Raw genomic sequence first — 18467 nt, forward strand, 5'->3', positions numbered from 1 at the left:
AATGTTTGTCATATATTAGGCAGCTAATCGGGATGTTTTTCCTCGTTGTGATTGTCTGCGGCGGCCCGTACATGCTTTATGTTGAGAAAGAGGAAGTGCATTTTGCGCCGGAAAGAGTCGTCACATACACCGTCTATTTGCTTCAGCAGATAGGGGAAGGATCACTGGGTACTTATTACTCGGGAAATGATGAACGGAGCATTGCGGAGGATATCGTTCCTTTTGCGATCAACTCCTTTGAACTGATGTTTTACAGTGTATTGATCGCTGTTTTGGCAAGTTTGTTATTCGGGCTGTTCCTGCAGCGGTTTGCATTTGTTCGCTACTTTCAAAAACTATTGAATCTGCTCTCCACGATTCCTGACTTTGTACTGATATTTTTATCCATTTTGGCGGCGATTCAGTTTTACAAGTGGACGAATATTCGGATTATTACACTTTCCCCGACAAGTGACTCCAGCAACATGTGGTTCCCACTCACGATGCTGGCGATCGGTCCGACCATTTTCCTGATGAAGGTAATCAGTCTCAAATACGGGCAAATCGGCGGTGAGGACTACATCAAGACCGCTTTGGCAAAGGGGATGGGCATTTGGCATATTCTCGTTCACCATGTGTATAAAAATGTGAAGCCGTTTCTGCTGGCGGATCTGAAGAAGACCATCGCGATTACGGTGGCCAACTTGTTCATCGTGGAATATCTTCTAAATGTAGTGGGCTTGACCCGCTTCATTTTTTCCAAAAATGGCATTTATCAGTTTAACGCGGCCGTAATGGGTCTGATGGGCATTATATTGCTTTCCATATTGGTGTACCTGTTGATTCGGGCTATTTTGTATCTGTTTGAACGGATTGCTGTCTACAAATAAGCAGAGTGTAAAAAAGAGTGAGGTTTTGCCATGCAGAAGCGTCGAGTGAATGTATCCCTGTGGGTCGGAGCGGTGCTTGTGATGCTCCTGATCGTTCTCGGGATCATTGGCCCCTATATCGCTCCCTACGATCTGGAACATCAAGAAAAAGTGAGAAATGTCGAAGTGAATGGAAAGACCGTCATCATCTCCCCGCCGCTCTCCCCCTCAAGCGAGCACTGGCTTGGCACCGACAAATGGGGCTATGATCTGTTGACAAAGCTGCTTCACGGAGCGCCGTACACCGTGTTCGTCACGATGCTCGCCGCTGTCGCACGCCTCTTGATCGGTACGATCATCGGCCTTTATATCGGCATTCAGGACAAGCCGCAAAAGTGGTGGCTCTCGATCGAAAACGCCTGGGGATACATGCCTCTCTTTTTGCCGGTGTACTTTTTACTCGTTGGGCTGAATCGGAACTCGGAGCTGGCCATCGGCACCCTGGTGCTGTTGTTTATCGGCCTCGTCGCACTGCTTGGCGCCCCCAGCGTCGCGTCTTCGATCCGGCAAAAGACCGAACAGATCAAGGAAACGCAGTATGTGCTGGCTGCCGTCTCTCTCGGGGCCGGACGCGAGCAGATCATTTTTCGTCATGTCCTCCCGCAGCTAAAAGAACAGCTTGTCCTGATCGCCGTCACCGAGATGATTTCCATCATGGCCTTGATGGGGCTGCTCGGTATGTTTGATCTGTTTGTGGGCGGCACCTATGTCACCTACGATCCGGTCATTTATCACTCCGTTACGAACGAGTGGGCTGGTCTGCTCGGCTCGTACAGAGGGTTTGTCTACGGGAACAACGCCTGGATTTTTATGATCCCGCTGGCTGCTTTTATCATTGCCATCGGTTCCTTTTCGCTCCTGGCAAAGGGGCTTCGCGACCGGTTTCAGGAAACGTATCAACGGACACCGTTTATTTAGTTGGGAAAGGGGGCTTTCCCGGCGGAACCCATCGCCCATTTTTTGAATAGGATGTAAGGCAAAAGCCTAAAATCCCCGTAATTCCGGCACCACCACCCACCCCCCTACATAGGATAAGGTGACTCTGTAATCCCTCAACCTTGTTCCTGTAGAGCCCACAAGGAGGGGTGGCACGATTGAAGGGGAGCGACCAAACCAAGCCGTTGTTGACAAATCGAGAAAGAGAAGTATTTGAACTCTTGGTCCAGGATAAGACAACAAAAGAGATTGCCGGACAACTCTTCATCAGTGAAAAAACCGTACGCAATCACATCAGCAATGTCATGCAAAAATTAGGTGTCAAAGGTCGATCTCAAGCAGTAGTCGAACTCGTTCGACTTGGTGAGTTAGAGATTTGAACCCAGCCCACCCAGCCTCCCTTTTCTTCCCTTGCGATGGAAGGGAGGATTTTTTTTTGCCCAAATTCAGGAGAACAGGCTTTGCATCGTCCGAGTTTAGCCACTCTACGACCGGTGAATCAATTTTGGGTAGAGAAGTTACGGGGGGTGCCAAAATTCATTCAAACATCAAGGTCTTTTTTGGAAAATCCGGCCCCAACTTTACCGTCTCTGGTACGATTTCTCTTGTTCTAATGAGTTCTTCCTTCTCGGCGCTGCGATGCGAGGCATGAGTAAGGCTGAAGCATATCTGGTTACGCTCGCCACCCGTACACCAAAAATTTTAAAACAAATGGCAAGTATGTAAACTTGTTTATCATAATCTACTATTAAGGAGGTGATACCTATGAAATAATGATTGGCTATTTCTTTTGCAATCATGATGGTTATGTCTGTCTCAGGTGCTGCCTTTGCGGCTGAACCACAAGGTTGTTATGCCCAACGTGTTTGCCAAGAAATTTATTATTTCTAAGCTGTATAGATGCTCCGTAAAGGAGTTTAAGGGTACTTTATGAACCTTTTTCTTTTTATTTATGCTGATCGGTTTCCGTCTCAAGAAATGGGAAGCAAGGTATTACCGTACAATTTTGCATTCATGGGCTGAAGTCAATGGAGCTCTCGGCAACTAGTTCTGCAGTTACCTGACTGATGGAGCTTCAACATACACTGTTGAACAATCGATTAACCACCCTTAGGTAAGCTTTAGCGGTCATTTTTTACGTCTGATTTCAAATGAATGTGGTTATGGTTGCAAACTATGGGGAGGAATAAGGAGCGTTAACAATACATTTCGGCTCTTTGAGGATAAAAAAACAACAACGCCGACTGAGAACCTTCTGCCTGCAATAAAGGGTTTTACGATTGGCATCTGGTATCACCTCCTTCGCTTTTAGCAAATGCAAGATTTTGGAAGTTTGTAAGTGCTAATCGACTCCGTTGAATTCCTCATTTTCAGGGGTGATTATAGCAGAGAATTTAACGATCTCAAGAATAATAGGAGTTCCTGAATAAATAGTGTCTCCTGTTCCAAGGAGTGTCAGTTCATTTTCACTGATCTCACTCAAACTGGACTCTTGCAAAATCCTGTTTACGAAGAGGCTGATGTAGCTGCTGGGACTTAGTCCTCTAAAACTTGTTGCCAAATTTCTCTGATTGTCCGTGAAATGGGTTGCGGCAATTGTAACTGTGCGGGTCAATTGAATATCTTCGGGTGCAATATAAAAATATCGGTATACTTCTGGAAGGATTGTTATGGTGCCTTCATATCCACCAGGTCCTTGAGGTCCTGGAAGTCCCTGAGGTCCTGGAAGTCCACGGAATCCCTGGGGTCCTTGTGTTCCTTGGGGCCCAGGAGGCCCAGCAGGAGCGCGTACAATAATTTTGGGACGCGGACATTTAACCCAAACAATTTTTTGTTTTTTCTTCGGACACTTCTTCTTGCGAGGACGTAAGTACTTTATTTTTTTCCTGTTTCTTTTTTCAGCCCCTTTTGATCGTCGGCATAGCATGCAGACACCTCCACATCATGGCTTAACTTATGCTACGTTAATTTGCAACGTAAGTAGTTAGACTTATAGCCAAAGAGAACCAACCAAAAATAGGCAATAGAAAAGTCTGCTTCATCAGCAGACTGGACTGCGCCCCTCTTGATGGAAACTTTAAAAAAAGTGACCATCTTATAGGTCACTTCACTCATAACAGAGTTGTATTAATAGATCGCCTTATGCTAAATAGACCGTTTTACATGATCCACTATTAAAAAATTCCACTCGGGAGTTTTCCGGTTCTCCGAATATTTAATACTTGTTGCAGTGTCAATCGTCTGCTTGTCATGATGATGGAGTTGGCTTCGAAATCGAATCCGATGATTCTTTCGACATCAGCTATACTTCTGCTGACGCGAATGATTCGAAAAGCACCTTTAAAATTATTTCTTGAGAATAAAACTAAAGTTGCACCTCTGCCATTTGAACGAAATCGTAAACTTTCCGGTTCATCAAAGATTCTTTCCACATTGCGGATTGCTACGTTGCCGCGGAAAACTCTGCTCCTTCCACGATAGTTTTCATCATCAAAAAGTGTTAGTCTTGGCAGACGAAGTTGGGTCTGAGGCATTGTTCCATTCCTCCCTAATTTTGAACTTCTGTAAACTATGCTCGGATGCAAGCAGGGGGGTGGACTGTTCTCACGCACGTCTTATAATTGGCTCTTGACCGACGGGCGAAAAACGACTCATGACAAGAGGCAAAAAGAAAAATCTGCTTATTCAGCAGATCCCAGGTTGCAGACAAACTCCCTCGCTGAACGAACAGCAGAGGGAGTTTGTTTAATAATTTGATGAAAATACCGAAGGTGTTTTGATCGTTCACCTTTTGGCGACCTGATTTCCATAGCCAGGTCGCCATTTTTTTCAAGTTCATGGCAGCGAAAACAAGCATCGCCTGCATCGTGACCTTCTCCAGTCCTCGTAAGGTCGTCCAACGCATGCCATGCTTTTCCTTCATATCAGCGAATACACGTTCAATCGTTTCTTTCCGTTTGCTATAGATTTGTTTGTTTTCCTCGGTATGCCGGAGGTGGTCTACCTCTTCGAGGTAATCAGCCCAGATGTGGCGACTCACTCTCTTTGTGTAGTCTTTACTTTCCGTGCATTGTTTCAAGAACGGACAACTTCGGCAAACTTGAGAATTTGATCGATAGATACGGTACCCATCCTTGTTTGTTGTCTCATATGTTAAGATTTGCTCGTTCGGGCAGATGTAGCAGTCGAAATATTCATCATACACATATTCGTGCTTTTTAAAAAAACCTTCTTTGGTGCGTGGTCTTGTGTAGGGCATAACGGGGCGAATCTGGTCATCAAGGAGTGTTTTACTGATGTAAGGCGTCTTGTATCCCGAGTCCACTGCCACAGCTTGAGGCTGTGCAAACGTCTTTCGCACTTGATTCAAAACATCCTCAAAAACCTGACTGTCATGCACATTGCCTGGCGTTACCTTGGCACCAAGCACAAATCCATTTCGATCACATGCTGTATGAAAACTATAAGCAAATACACGTTCCTTTTCCCCTTTTACAAACAATCCGCAATCCGGGTCAGTTGTGCTGACTTTCACCTCCTTCTTCGAAGTTTCTGTCTTTTTTTCAAGGGGCTTCTTTCCATGTGCAATACGATCCTGATTGATTTCTTCGTCCAGCAGCTCTTGATATTTCTTCGCTTGTTCTTCAACGATTTCTTTCACGTATTTATGCTTATTCGCACTGGCTTTTACATGCGTAGCATCAATGAAAAGCACATCAGGCTTCACGAATCCATGATGAACCGCCTCCTCCAATATTCGAAGGAAGATCGACTCGAAGAGTTGAGTATCCCGAAAACGGCGAACATAGTTCTTGCCTAGGGTCGTGAAATGGGGAATGGGCTGACTGAAATCATAGCCAATAAACCACCGATAGGCAACATTGGTTTCGATCTCTTTAATCGTTTGTCGCATGGAACGAATTCCAAAAATATATTGGATGAAAGCAATTTTAACTAAGACTACAGGGTCAACACTGGGTCTGCCATTGTCATGACAGTAGAGGCTTTCCACCAAGTCATAGATGAACGAAAAGTCGATTGCATTTTCAATTTTTCTTACGAGATGATCTTCTGGCACCAACTCATCTAGCGAGAATGCAGATATCTGATAACGCCCTTCGGCCTCTTGCTTATTAAGCATAATGCCACCTCTAAAAAATAACTTTTGAAAACGTAACATGTTCTATATTCAACAAAAAAGCCTGCAGACCCTGTTCCTTACGGAACTTTGTCTACAGGCTGAAATCTGCTTATTCAGCAGATCCTGCATTCGCTTCGTTATTTTTGTTGGTTTTGTTGATAGATAAATGATCCTCTGGCTGCTCCGCGAGTTTGTATGGAAATTCTTGTCGGGAACCCTGGGGATGCAATACCAATTCTGGCTATGCTATATGGCTTTACGGAAAACTCTTTGATGCCATCCAAAATGAGAACAAAAGATCTCCGGCTGTTGTTGGAGATTGCGAATGTTCCGCCTACCCCTTTTGGAACAAAAAGTAAAAACTTTTTACCAGCGCTCCGATAGCTAAACGACCCGGTAAAAGAAAATTTACTCATTTGACCCCACCACTCCTTCTGTTTTGTACAGATTATTCCGAGGAGCAGTTGATGCTTGGGGAGAAGTTGAGTGGAATTACCTATTTTTCTAGTAATGGGTATGACAAATAGGGGTATTGTCTCACTCATTTGTGAATGAGCAGCGGATCGACACAACGTATTTTTTTGCAGCGAAGCACGTTTCTTTGAAACCAAAGATAGTAAATAGCTCATAAAACAGGCACTCCCGAATGAATAGGGAGTGCCTGTTGGCAATCAAATGTTATTTCCTGATGCGGTCACATAATTTGCTCTGGGCAGCACCAACCGCACCAACCGCGCCCGCAACACCGAAAACAACCGGTTATTTGAGTGGGATAATGCACCAAGCGAACATTTGCTTTCTTGATTGCCTTGCTTTTCGACTTTTTCTTTTTCAAGTGAACTTCCCTCCTTATAACGATCTAAAGTAGTGTACTACCAAAATCCCCCTTTTGATTGGACGAGAGTTTTCATGAATCGAAAATAGACGGAGGGATAAAGGCAGCGGGAATAAAAGGTTCATCTAGCGAATTTCTCGTTGACACAATACGATATATCGTATTAAACTCGACTTGTCACGATATATCGTATTGAAACAAATAAGGAGTGCCGATGTTGAAATTTTGTAATCAACGAAATCGATGGGGACATAATCATGAATGGAAAGGATTTGGAGGTTCACACATGGAAGGGGGGCGGTCGGAACCATACCTGAGACATCGTCATGGTGGATCCGGAGGTGGTTTTGGGGGGCGCGGTGAAGGTAAGCGGCGTTTTTTTGAACGAGGTGAGTTCAAATTCGCTTTACTCGAACTTCTATCAGAAGCTCCCATGCACGGATATCAGCTGATTAAGGCGATGGAAGAGAAAACCGGTGGTTTATACTCCCCGAGTCCGGGTTCCATTTACCCTAATTTGCAGCTGCTTGAAGAAATGGAGCTTGTCGTATCGAGCGAGGAAGATGGCAAAAAGCTGTATCATATTACGGATAAGGGTGGCGAGTTTCTTCAGGAAAGAAGAACCCGGGCGGTACAGGAAAAGGATCGTTGGAATAGGCAAGGCAGCCACCGGGCAATTGAGAAGCGCGATGTAAAGAAGCTCATCGAAGATTGGCCGGACGTATTTACCCTGATGGTCAAAGCAGCCAGGATGGCACGGGAAACCCCTGACTCGAAACAGGCATCCCAGTTTAAGGAAATCATGATCAATCTTCAACATAGCCTACATGAGCTCGCGGCTTCGGATGAGGAGCCCAATAAAGTATCGGATGCTCCGCCTGATGACGATACCAAGGACAAAGGCTGACAGGGAGCTATCGGATGTCCTCGTCCTCCCTACATACCCATATTTTTCCAAAAAAGACTTGAGAAAACAAGAAGCTTGCCGAAACATATCCAAGGAGGAAAAAGATGAGTACACCTGAACAATGGAATGACATTGATCTTTATTTTAAAACGAAACTTCACACGTCCGATCCCGTACTGGATTCCATCCTAAAAGCAAATACGGAAGCGGGTCTGCCTGCTATAGATGTTGCTCCCAATCAAGGCAAATTGCTTTATTTGCTCGCAAAGCTCGCAGGGGCAAACAATATATTAGAACTGGGCACACTCGGAGGATACAGCAGTATATGGCTTGGACGTGCATTGCCGGAGGGAGGGCGTCTGGTCACACTTGAGCTTGATGAGCATCATGCCAAGGTTGCCGAAGAAAATATAAGAAAAGCAGGGTTGGAAAACAAAGTGGAAGTCATTGTCGGCCCAGCCCTTGATACCCTGCCAACTCTAAAAGAAAAAGGGTTCACCGCTTTCGATTTTATTTTTATCGACGCTGATAAACCAAACTACCCCCATTATTTGAAATGGGCGTTGAATTATTCAAGATCGGGAACCGTTATTATTGCAGACAACGTCGTTCGCAAGGGGCGTGTCATCGATCCCGAAGACGCAAGCGTCCAAGGTATCCGTCAATTCGTCGATTTGCTGTCCGAAGATACCCGAATAGATTCGACGGCAGTGCAAACAGTCGGCAGTAAAGGCTATGATGGCTTCATTCTTGGAATTGTGAAGTAAATGAAAGACGCAGCAATTTGGGGAAGACTGCTTGCTGTCACGGACACTGCCGAACGATATGAAAACGAAGTTCAGATTATTGCCGGTCGCCCCTTTGCAGAAATAAACGCAACTTTTTGATGAATGGCAACAGATGCTAACTATTTTAATGCTAAAAGAATGAAGGAAATCAAAAGCGCCCCCAGAATGGCTGTAATGATAGCTGGGGGTATATATTTTTTGGGTTTATGAACAATGTATGCAATTGTATTGAGAAACATCAAGATGAAGATCGCCCCGATGAAAGCGATAAAGATTAACATAGAACCATCCTTTCGTAAGCCGATAATTCAAAAAAGTATTAAAGCTGGATCATCAACGCAGTCTTGCTTCCCAAGCCGATGATTCAAAAGGTTTAAAAAGGTGAATCATGAAATCAGTCCTGCTTCCGGAAAGAGAAGCAAGAGAAAAAGGTGAAAACGGTGAAAACGGGTAAATCACCCCAGCCCTTCGCAAGACCAGGCACGGGCCAATGACAAAAGCCAAAAGCCACAAAGGCCGCATGAAACGAAAACAAGATGGGCCCTCCTTGAATGGGGATGATCCTAAAATATATGACGAGCATTCGGGAAGGTTGTTGCGGGTGTGCAGACAATTAGTACGACTTGAATACAGCAACGAAAAAATTACGCTGCGCTTTTCCGGCGCAGCAATATCCAGCCTATAACCACTAGCAGCAAGGCGAACAGATCGTATGCAATGTCGTAAAGAGGCTGGCTGGGTCCCGGTTTGACATGGTGGACCTGCAAGATGTGGTGGTTGGTGATTCCTTCGATAAGATTAAATACGCCAGCCCCTACTAAGAAACAGCCCCAAAATTTGCTTGCCCCGACCTTGGGGTCTCCTTTCCACAGCAAAACACCGGAAATGAATATAAATAGCGTTACGATTAAATGAAAAAGGCCGTCGCTCATGATCTGGTGAAATCGATCCGTATGCATGTTCACACTATGCCACTGCAGTATTTGGTGAAAAACAATCCCATCGAGCATGCCGATCATGCCGACCCCAAACAAAAAGGCTCCTATACATGTTGTTTTCAAAAAACGGGCCTCCTCCCTCAATCGTCAATAACCATCTCATGTAGATAAAAGCTGATAAGCACTGCCCTTGCGGCAGCGCTTATCGACAAAACTAAGCATGTACGAGCTCGGGTGTCTGCAGATGAAGAGGCGGCGGCACTAACCAGCCTTTCTCTTTGCTGATCCGCAACAACCGTTGACCGAATTGAACCTTTGCCGAATGGAATTGCGAATACATCATGGCAATGTCTTCCCGAATGCATTGCCCGATGATCTGGCTGCACGCAACCAGTCCAGCGGCAAGATCATGTCCGACACCTGCAGCAATTTCAGGATCGTTAAAACGTGCACCCGCCGGAATACTTTCCAGTGATGCGACTGGACGCTCGGCTGGGGTAGGCGGAGGTGCAACTCCATTTGCTTTCAGCAGGTTTTCGACCTGCTGGATTTCTTGCTGCATCGCCCGTGTGAGATCTTCAAGAAAACCTTTTAGATCTTTGTCACCGGTGTGATTGATAAACGTTTGATACGTCACCAATAGGCCTTTTGAAGCCGAAAGATAACTCCATACTCCAAACACTTCACCATAGTGCATCGGTTCATCTTGTGGATTGCCACTCAGGATTCCCATTAATGCCCTCCCGGAATTCATTAAAGTTTTCAAGTCCATGTAGGGTCTCCTTGCTGGTTCTTTTAACCCGATGTTAGGGTGTGCCTAGGGACGAAGAGTTATGAAGGTAATTTTACACAATAGACAAGATGGCATAACAGGTTCGTTGTATATTTTGAGGGGACACAGTTCCGCCTATCGGGAGATTGTAAAAACCATTGACCTTCGGAATATTCTTGACAAAAAATATTTTTTATGTTATTGTAAAATATTTGACTTGTTTACAAGAAGATTAAAACCTTACATAATGTTCTTGGAGAAACATCTATCAAGAATATTTAGAAAGGTTGTACATTAGATGGATACTTTGCCTTGTCAAGGTTGCAAAGGTTTATGCTGCGGCCCTGTTCCCGTAACGGAGAGAGAATTGAAAAAAATTCAGAAGAAGGTTGCATCCATGCCGCGCAAGATCCGCGAAGAGCTAGAAAATCAGCCGAGATTTTTCGGAACGTGCATTTTCTACGACCTGGATAAAGACCAATGTGGAATTCATGCTGTTCGGCCTGAAATTTGCCGTATGTTTGGCTTTCACAAAGACCTGGTCTGTTTCCGCAAGCCGGAGCTGGCTACAAAAGAAAAGGCAACGCTGAAGGAAGCTCCTGTAGGGTACCTGAGTATTGATATTACCTGGAAGAGCTTCCAATAAAACACCAAAGAAAAGGGCATGCCCTCCGCATAAAATATCCGATTTACGACCAATACCTGTCTCCGAAAATCCGAGTACGCCCCTTTATTCAGGGGAATAGCTCTCGGAGGTGCCCAATAGCCCTTCGAGCTGGTCAACTGCCGATTTTAAATCAGGCCTTGACGCTCTGTTCGTCTCCGCCAATGTCTTAAGCTCACGATATCCTTCCGACAATCGAAAGAGGGGCTCGTTCGGGTTGTAGGTCCGCTGCGAAGCAGGTTCAGTCACGACGTGATTTGTCTGCATAAAAAACGATTGCGAGGAGACCGTCTCTACGTTCCTGCTCACTTCCTGCAACAGCTCCTGCAGATGGGAAGGGATAATGTCGTTGTGCTTTTGAATATTTTTGATAATACTTGCTACATAATCTTTCTTTGTCATGGATCGGCAGCTCCCTTTCTCTTCGACTTTGCATTCATGCTTAATTTGTCCGGACGGCTTGCATTACATTCCTTTCGTTCGGAGCCAAACAGGAAGAGTATCGGGAGGAACAGCCAGCCCCGAAAAGGAGAACAGTACGTGAAAGAATCAGATTTATACGATCCAATCAAGCAATGGATGGAAGAGCGGGGATTTACGGTTTTTCCGGAGGTGGAATGCCGCCGGGCCGGTGGACGAGCCGATATCGTCGTGACCAGCGGCCCGCTCGTCGGCGTTGTGGAAATGAAGCAATCCCTTTCGCTGGATTTACTTGATCAGGCACTTCGCTGGCGCGGGTTTGCCAACTACATTTGGATCGCCATTCCATACCGGAAAAATGGCTACAGGCAGTTTGTAAACATGGTGCTGCGGGATTACGGGATCGGGGTCCTCTTTGTCAGCAAGCATGGAACTGTATGGACGGAGGGGAAGGCTCGGTTCATGCGTCGGACGGTCCCTCATTTGCAACAGTCCCTGACCGAACATCACCAGACTTCCGGGATAAAAGGCGGCCACAGCGGAGGCGGATACATCACTCCGTACCGGATCACCATCAACAAGGTCAAACACTTCTTGAAAAGGGCAGGAGACTGGTGCAGCATCAAGGAAATCCTGGACCATTGCGAAACGCATTATGCCAGTCCGCGTGCATCACTGGCGAAAGCGCTTCTGGAATATGAAGCGGGGTGGTGCGAGAGAAAGAAGGAGGCTGGAAAGCTGTATTTCCGTTTCCGGGACGTGGAGACAGCCCTTCCGGGAGGGACAAATCAAAAAGCAAACGGAGCTGTACCAAAAAAACATGCCGCAAAACATGCCGTAACGCTCTCTGAAAAGCAACTCAGCGTTTTGTTTGTTTTGACCAAAGATTGGCAGACCCCGACCAGGATTGCTAGGAAACTGCCGGGACTGCATCCCCATATCGTCGAAACGAAAGGCTCCCTTTACGTCAACCAACCGCTCAAGGCCTTGATTGCAAAAGGCTTGGCCGAGAAGCATCCGGAGCGCAAAGGACAGTATCGGCTAACCCCGACGGGTGAAGAGGCACGAGAGGATTTTGAGATGGAATAAGGAATACAATGTAAACAACTGCCCCCTCCAAAAAACACTGGATGGTTCAGAAGGGGGCAGCCCATCTATCACCGCGATCAATCTTTTCCTTCCCGAAAAACGATTTCTCTTATTTTCTCATCCAGCATGTGAAATGCTTTACGAAGCGCTGTTTTCGGGACTTGCGCGTACTGATCGCCGATTGACGCTTCAAAAGAGCACAATCTCTCGTCGACTTTCTTTAGATGTGTAGTGAGCCCAACCCCTGTTTCCTCATAAATGGAAAGCAATACGGCCTCAAGCTGCTCTTTTGGCAAACGAACATGAACATGAAACATATTCGATACGGGAACGAGCGGCCTTGTTTCGACGGCGTGGCACTGATTGTAGAGCGAAGCGAGCTCTTTCGCTTCCTCGAAATACTGCTGGAAGCTATGCAATCGTTGATCGAAATAATAATCGGCACTGACGATATAAGGGTAAAGGCTGATTAAATCGCCGCCGTGGCGTCTCTTCCACACCTTTGCTTCCTTTGTAAAATCCTCTTCGCCTGCAAGAATGGCTCCTGCAATTCCCCCAATTCCTTTGTAAAAAGAAACATACACACTGTCAAAAAGCCGGCAAAGGTCAGCGGCCGATTTTTGGTAATAAGGCAGTATTTCAAAAAGGCGAGCGCCATCCAGATGCAGCTTGATTCCATTTGCGCGGCAATAGGCGGAAATGGCTTCAAGCTCTGTATATTCAGGCAATTCCCCGCCAATTTCACGCTGAGGCAGCTCAAGCAGCAAGCACGCGATATTCTCCTGCATCGTTAGAACATCTTCCAATCGAATCAATCTGTTCTCATCCGCAAGCAGGACTGGTTCGATCTGGTGCAACTTTTTCAACCCGTCTTCTTCATGAATTTCCAGATGGCATAAGGGATGATAGGCCACCTTATTCAGCCCTTTTTGCTCACACCAGATTCGCATGGCAATTTGCTGGGCCATGGTACCGCTCGGAAAAAATACGGCGGATTCTTTGCCTAAGTAGTCTGCCAGTTTCTTTTGAAAGTTTTCGATCACCGCGCCTGTACCATACGCATCGCTTTCTATATCCCCGTCCATTTCATTCAAGACAGTTTTCAGCACATGAAGATTTCTTTTTCCATGCCCAACCAGTGGATAAGCGGTCTGTTTATAGGCCGTCAGCAATTGGTTGTGCGGGTTCATATTTGCACCACTCCTTTTTACGGGAATCGCTTTATGGAAAAAATTATACATGAGGGATATCCAAAGGAATAACTTTTTGTCTGCTTGTTGCCAGATAGGGTTTCATTCCAGACGAGGAAAACGGGCTTTAATTCGAATGAAAGTGTGGGGCTGTCGTTCCCGCATCGACGATCATGCTGGGAACAGCGGAGAGGGTGAAAAGAATCTCGTGCAAATCGTTAAAGTGTAGTATTCTTAGTGTAATACTAAACATTAAAATCCGCTCCCACACAGGAGGTCTTCATGAACGTTTACCAACACATAACAGACTGTATCGGCAATACTCCAATGGTTCGCCTTAACCGGATCGTGCCCGGGGGTGCGGCAGATGTTTTTGTCAAATTGGAAATGTACAACCCTTCCCGCAGTGTGAAGGACCGGGCTGCCTACAACATGATCGCCACCGCCGAGGCAGAGGGGCTGATCAAGCCGGGAGACACGATCATTGAGCCGACGAGCGGCAACACGGGCATCGGACTGGCCATGAACGCGGCAGCGAAAGGGTACAAAGCGATCCTCGTGATGCCCGACAATATGTCCAAAGAGCGGATCAATCTGCTCAAGGCATACGGAGCAGAAGTCGTGCTCACGCCGAGCGAGCAGCGGATGCCGGGGGCGATCGCCAAAGCGTTGGAGCTGCAAAAAGAGATTCCCGGAAGCTTCATTCCCCATCAATTTGAAAACAAAGCGAACCCCGATATCCATCGTGTGACCACAGCCCGCGAGATTTACGAGCAGATGGAAGGACGGCTGGATGCCTTCATCGCCACAGCGGGAACAGGGGGCACGATCACGGGTACCGGGGAAGCGCTCAGAGAAAAGCTGCCACAGCTGTATATCGGGGTTGTGGAACCAAAAGGCTCGCCTGTCCTGTCCGGTGGAAAGCCGGGACCGCACAAGCTGGTGGGCACAAGCCCGGGCTTTGTGCCAAAAATCCTGAATACCGCGATCTACGACGAGATCATGCAGATCGCCGATGAAGACGCGCTGGAGAGCATGCGGGCGCTCGCCTCCAAAGAAGGCATCCTCGTGGGACCGTCTGCCGGAGCTGCCGTTTTTGCGGCGATCCGGGTGGCTGCTTGGCTCGGGGAGGGCAAACGTGTGGTTTGCATCGCACCGGATACGGGGGAACGCTATTTGAGCATGAATTTTTTCTAAAACGGAATCATCGCCGCTGGATGCTGTGTCGTTCAGCGGCTTTTCTGTGCTCACGGAGTTCGTTCGAGAAATCACTAGTCCAAGAGGAAAAGAGCCATTAGTCCAACATTTAGCTGACTATTGCAAAAATTGCACCAATCAATGGGGAAAGGAATCGTTCTTTACCGCAAGAAAACGGTTTCATATAATGAACTCGGGTTAGATCAATGTCGATCACAACGGGGGTGAAGAGAAAAAGAATGCTGCTGACATCGCGTTCCCAAGCACTTTTGAAGGTGATCCTGGACAGTTCCAACCCGCTGAAAATCCGCGAGGTTGCAAACGATTTTCAAGTGAGCGAGCGGACGATCAAATACGATCTGGAGAACATCAGGCAATGGCTGAAAGACCGCAACATTATTCTTCATTCCCAACCGAATAAAGGAATCTGGATCAGCGAAGCCGAGGAGGTCCTGCAAAAGCTGCGGCACAAGCTCAATGAGCACGGCAGCAAGGACGTCATCCTTCACCAAAAAGAGCGGGCCAAACATCTGGCGTTTATCCTGCTCCTGTCCGACGGCTACCAGCGTCTGAACGATTTGGCCGATCATGTGGGGGTGAGCCGCAATACCGTTATCGCCGATGTAAAAGAGACGGAGAAACTGCTCGACGGATTGCACCTGGAGCTGGTCTCCAAGCAGAGATACGGTATCCGGGTGGAAGGCAGCGAACGCCAGAAGCGCTATGCCCTCGAGTGTTTGACACATGATTTGCTGGATGGCAGCGTCATGTATCGTTTGGTCCAGGGGGTCCTGCCGGAGCATGGTCCCGGCACCGGAGCAGGGCCGCTTTTGGAAAGGTGGCTCATCAGTCCGCCGGAGCTGGATGAAATCATCAGGTTAACCAAGGGATTCGTGGCGAAGCTGGACAAAAGCCTGCCGGATCGGACGCTGATCAGTATCATGATCCGATTGTGTATGGTCGTCAACCGCGTCAAGAGAGGGCAAATCGTCTCGATGGACGAGGCAGATATGGCGGAAGCGGCTGGGTGGGGCAGTTATTCTCTGTACGCGCGGGCAGTGCGGGAGATGTGCGCGCGTTTGGGTATGGAAATGCCCGAGCATGAAATTGCCTATTCCTCTCTGCCGCTGCTCGAAGCGGAACAGGTGCACCTGAAGCGACGGACCAGCAGGCAGCCGTTGGACGTTTATGTGGCGACCCGGGAGCTGATCAAAAAGGTAGGGGAGATGGTACGAACGCCGCTGTGGGATGATCCGGAGCTCAGTGAACACCTTTTCGCCCATGTAAATGACCGCATGACCCGGTATATGCAAGGCGTCCTCTATCCCAATCCGTTGACCGAGGAGATTCGCCGTTCCTACGCGCGCATGTTTGATGCGGTAAAACGATCGTGTGAAGAAGTATTCTGGCCCTACGGGATTTATTTGATGGATGCGGACATCGCCTACCTCGTTCTGCATTTCCAGGCCGGCTACGACCGCTGGCAAGACAAGAAAAAAGCATGTGCGCTTGTCGTCTGCGGTACGGGGCGAGGGACGTCCCGGTTCCTGAAGACCCATCTGGAGAGCGAAGTGCGTTCCCTGAGGGTCGTCGGCCTTTGTTCCACCATGGAGGTAGAAAAGTATTTGGCTACTCGCAAAGTAGACGTGATCATCAGTGTGCTGCCAGTGAAAACGGAGGTGCCTGTGGTCATCGTGAATCCGCTGCCGACCCGTCAGGACATCAGCCGCATCCATGCCTGTCTGGAAGCGCTCGAGCTGGAGCCGGAAACAGACGGAGTGAGGAAAAGCTCAGCGAAGTCGCCACATACCTGGATGCCGATAGAGACAACGGAGATAAGTCCACGGGATTTGCCATTGGTGGAGAGGCTTTCCCAGGATGTGATTGTAAAAGGATACGAGATCAGCTGCAAGCTGACGGAAGCCTTCCGCAGCCAACTGACGGAGCAGACGGCAAGCGGGCTTGTGCTCCATGTGCTGCTGATGGTAAACCGGCTGGCATTCGGTTCCTCCTATGACGAATGGGACGTACATGGCGGGGAAGAGAGCGCAGCGCATTCCGCTTGGCGCAGTCGCATCAACCAAATTATGCAGGAAGCGGGAATCATTGTTCCGCAAAGTGAAGTAACGGCCATCCTGCGTTATCTTGCGAAAAAGGAGGGGGGAGACGATGAGTGCTGATTTGCTGATTCGGAACGGGTGGGTGATCGATCCTTCCCAGAAGCTGAATGGATTATATGATATCGTCATTTCAGATGGACGCATCCTCGACGTCGAGAGGGCCGATGAGGGGCAGGCAAAAGAGCCTATTGGGGCGCGGGAAACGATAGATGCCGCCGGATGTTTTGTTACGCCGGGGCTGATCGACTTGCATGCTCATGTCATGCCTGAGAGCACGCAGCTGGGGGTTAGGGCTGATTCCGTTGGCATTGAGCAGGGAGTGACCACACTGGTCGACGCGGGCAGCGCCGGGGCATGGACATTCGACGCTTTCCTGAAGGAGGCGGTGGAGCCATCTGTCACACGTGTTTTGGCGTTTCTCAATATTTCAGGCGACGGCTTGTGCAAAGGCGGAGCCGAACTGTCCGACATGTCCAGACTGGCAGTGAAGGACGCGGTAACGCTCATTTCCGAGCAGCCGTCAATCCGCGGGATCAAGGCGAGGATGAGCGCGTCTGTGGTCAAAGCGAACGGCCTCGCTCCCTTGGTGGTGGCAAAGCAGGCTGCCCGAGAGGCCGGGGTGCCGCTGATGGTCCACATCGGCAATGCTCCGCCAGCCCTTTCCGATGTGCTCGGCCTGCTCGACAAGGGGGACGTGGTAACGCACGCGTTCCATGGAAAAAAAGGAGGCATCCTGGATGAACAGGGACAGCTTATCCCGGAAGCAGAGTCCGCTCTCGCCAGAGGAGTGCTGTTTGATGTCGGGCACGGCGAAGCCAGCTTCAGCTTTCGCACCATGCAGCAGGCAAAAGCGCTGGGAATCGCCCCTTACTCCATCAGCACGGACGTCCATGTGCGCAATCTGAACGGTCCTGTCCACAGCCTGACGCATACGATGAGCAAATTTCTCGCCCTGGGCTACACCTTGTATGACATAGTAGCGGCTTGCACTGCCGCCCCGGCCAAGGTTCTGGGGCTTGAGCGGGAGATCGGGACGCTAGCGCCTGGAGCCCATGCGGATGTCACAATCTTGAAAAAGGAACAGGTGCCCGCCGCTTTGACCGATTCGGAACAGGAAACGATTTTTGCCAAAGAAACCGTGTTTGCCCAACAGGTCATTTCATCAGGAAAGGTTTTGACATGCACATGATTGAGGAGATTGTGAGAGAAGTAGCAGGACCAGCAGATGAAAATATGTCGGAATATTCAGAATGCAAACGACTCATGCGAATGATTGAGTCGGAAATGCGGGAGAAAAAAATCGATATACCGCGTGATCGATGGCTGGCCATTTGCGCCCATCTGCTCGCTTTCGTCCGCCGGATGGCAAGCGGTGAAAAGCTGCCGCAGGTCGAAGCGGAATTGTTCGAGGAGATTCACCCAGAAATGTTGTCGCTGTCTAGCCGCGTCCTGTTTGGCGAGGAAACGTGCTCGCAGGAAGACGGAACGGAAGTGTTTCTGCTCGCTGTCCATTTTGAGGCGATACGAGCAAACCAGGGGAAATGAACACAAACCCGCAAACC

General features: G+C 48.2%; 19 protein-coding genes. 11 read left to right on the plus strand and 8 right to left on the minus strand.

From position 1 onward, the window contains the following. Positions 1-5 precede the first annotated feature (5 nt). The 3 genes from NSQ24_RS08640 to NSQ24_RS08650 all read left to right on the plus strand — a co-directional run bounded on the left by NSQ24_RS08640 (position 6) and on the right by NSQ24_RS08650 (position 2224). Positions 6-869, plus strand: coding sequence for an ABC transporter permease subunit (locus tag NSQ24_RS08640; RefSeq protein WP_024984218.1), 864 nt, complete (start codon positions 6-8; stop codon positions 867-869). 30 nt (positions 870-899) lie between these two features. Further along, entirely contained in the window at positions 900-1826 is a 927-nt protein-coding gene (locus NSQ24_RS08645) for an ABC transporter permease subunit (protein ID WP_003387737.1), read from the plus strand. Positions 1827-2002: 176 nt separating this feature from the next. After that, positions 2003-2224: a response regulator transcription factor gene (locus tag NSQ24_RS08650; RefSeq protein WP_003387736.1), complete on the plus strand. Its 222-nt coding sequence runs from the start codon at positions 2003-2005 to the stop codon at positions 2222-2224. Positions 2225-3186: 962 nt separating this feature from the next. On the opposite strand, the gene NSQ24_RS08655 is transcribed toward NSQ24_RS08650, so the two are convergent. The 4 genes from NSQ24_RS08655 to NSQ24_RS08670 all read right to left on the minus strand — a co-directional run bounded on the left by NSQ24_RS08655 (position 3187) and on the right by NSQ24_RS08670 (position 6614). After that, on the minus strand, positions 3187-3771 hold the full coding sequence (locus NSQ24_RS08655) for a DUF4183 domain-containing protein (RefSeq protein ID WP_339167636.1): 585 nt from the start codon (positions 3769-3771) through the stop codon (positions 3187-3189). A 247-nt stretch (positions 3772-4018) separates the two neighbouring features. Next, positions 4019-4378 (minus strand): hypothetical protein, encoded by a 360-nt coding sequence (locus NSQ24_RS08660; RefSeq protein ID WP_003387732.1) that lies wholly within the window; start codon positions 4376-4378, stop codon positions 4019-4021. Between the two features lie 35 nt (positions 4379-4413). After that, positions 4414-5985 carry an IS1182 family transposase gene (locus NSQ24_RS08665; protein ID WP_339167637.1) on the minus strand — a complete coding sequence of 524 codons (1572 nt, stop codon included), beginning with the start codon at positions 5983-5985 and terminating at the stop codon, positions 4414-4416. Positions 5986-6122: 137 nt separating this feature from the next. Next, positions 6123-6614: a hypothetical protein gene (locus NSQ24_RS08670; RefSeq protein WP_243014943.1), complete on the minus strand. Its 492-nt coding sequence runs from the start codon at positions 6612-6614 to the stop codon at positions 6123-6125. 492 nt (positions 6615-7106) lie between these two features. Here NSQ24_RS08670 and NSQ24_RS08675 point away from each other — a divergent pair, with 492 nt between their 5' ends. Both NSQ24_RS08675 and NSQ24_RS08680 read left to right on the plus strand, forming a co-directional pair. Then, positions 7107-7727 carry a PadR family transcriptional regulator gene (locus NSQ24_RS08675; RefSeq protein WP_243014942.1) on the plus strand — a complete coding sequence of 207 codons (621 nt, stop codon included), beginning with the start codon at positions 7107-7109 and terminating at the stop codon, positions 7725-7727. Between the two features lie 104 nt (positions 7728-7831). After that, a complete protein-coding gene (locus NSQ24_RS08680) occupies positions 7832-8494 on the plus strand; it encodes an O-methyltransferase (RefSeq protein ID WP_003387729.1) in 663 nt (220 codons plus the stop codon). A 665-nt stretch (positions 8495-9159) separates the two neighbouring features. Here the strand turns inward: NSQ24_RS08680 and NSQ24_RS08685 are convergent. Beyond that, on the minus strand, positions 9160-9576 hold the full coding sequence (locus tag NSQ24_RS08685; protein ID WP_003387728.1) for a DUF2243 domain-containing protein: 417 nt from the start codon (positions 9574-9576) through the stop codon (positions 9160-9162). Positions 9577-9667: 91 nt separating this feature from the next. Beyond that, positions 9668-10225, minus strand: coding sequence for a DUF3231 family protein (locus tag NSQ24_RS08690; protein WP_051567372.1), 558 nt, complete (start codon positions 10223-10225; stop codon positions 9668-9670). A gap of 298 nt (positions 10226-10523) precedes the next feature. On the opposite strand from NSQ24_RS08690, the gene NSQ24_RS08695 reads away from it, so the two are divergent. Next, a complete protein-coding gene (locus NSQ24_RS08695; RefSeq protein ID WP_031932331.1) occupies positions 10524-10871 on the plus strand; it encodes a YkgJ family cysteine cluster protein in 348 nt (115 codons plus the stop codon). Positions 10872-10955: 84 nt separating this feature from the next. Here the strand turns inward: NSQ24_RS08695 and NSQ24_RS08700 are convergent, their stop codons facing one another. After that, positions 10956-11291 (minus strand): hypothetical protein, encoded by a 336-nt coding sequence (locus NSQ24_RS08700; RefSeq protein ID WP_003387725.1) that lies wholly within the window; start codon positions 11289-11291, stop codon positions 10956-10958. Positions 11292-11429: 138 nt separating this feature from the next. Here NSQ24_RS08700 and NSQ24_RS08705 point away from each other — a divergent pair, with 138 nt between their 5' ends. Then, positions 11430-12398 (plus strand): hypothetical protein, encoded by a 969-nt coding sequence (locus tag NSQ24_RS08705; RefSeq protein ID WP_339167641.1) that lies wholly within the window; start codon positions 11430-11432, stop codon positions 12396-12398. A 77-nt stretch (positions 12399-12475) separates the two neighbouring features. Here the strand turns inward: NSQ24_RS08705 and NSQ24_RS08710 are convergent, their stop codons facing one another. Next, a complete protein-coding gene (locus NSQ24_RS08710; protein WP_251255263.1) occupies positions 12476-13588 on the minus strand; it encodes a beta-eliminating lyase-related protein in 1113 nt (370 codons plus the stop codon). Positions 13589-13870: 282 nt separating this feature from the next. Between NSQ24_RS08710 and cysK the strand changes: the two genes are divergently transcribed. The 4 genes from cysK (at position 13871) to NSQ24_RS08730 (ending at position 18450) form a co-directional block, all read left to right on the plus strand. Further along, a complete protein-coding gene (gene cysK, locus NSQ24_RS08715) occupies positions 13871-14785 on the plus strand; it encodes a cysteine synthase A (protein WP_003387721.1) in 915 nt (304 codons plus the stop codon). 239 nt (positions 14786-15024) lie between these two features. Beyond that, complete coding sequence (locus NSQ24_RS08720; RefSeq protein WP_003387720.1) at positions 15025-16965, plus strand: transcription antiterminator; 1941 nt, start codon at positions 15025-15027, stop codon at positions 16963-16965. After that, positions 16955-18094, plus strand: coding sequence for an amidohydrolase/deacetylase family metallohydrolase (locus tag NSQ24_RS08725; RefSeq protein ID WP_024983886.1), 1140 nt, complete (start codon positions 16955-16957; stop codon positions 18092-18094). The genes NSQ24_RS08720 and NSQ24_RS08725 overlap by 11 nt, the downstream gene beginning before the upstream one ends. Continuing rightward, positions 18085-18450: a hypothetical protein gene (locus NSQ24_RS08730; protein WP_003387718.1), complete on the plus strand. Its 366-nt coding sequence runs from the start codon at positions 18085-18087 to the stop codon at positions 18448-18450. The genes NSQ24_RS08725 and NSQ24_RS08730 overlap by 10 nt, the downstream gene beginning before the upstream one ends. Positions 18451-18467 lie beyond the last annotated feature (17 nt).

The organism is Brevibacillus sp. FSL L8-0520, assembly GCF_037963895.1.
GTDB lineage: Bacteria > Bacillota > Bacilli > Brevibacillales > Brevibacillaceae > Brevibacillus > Brevibacillus borstelensis.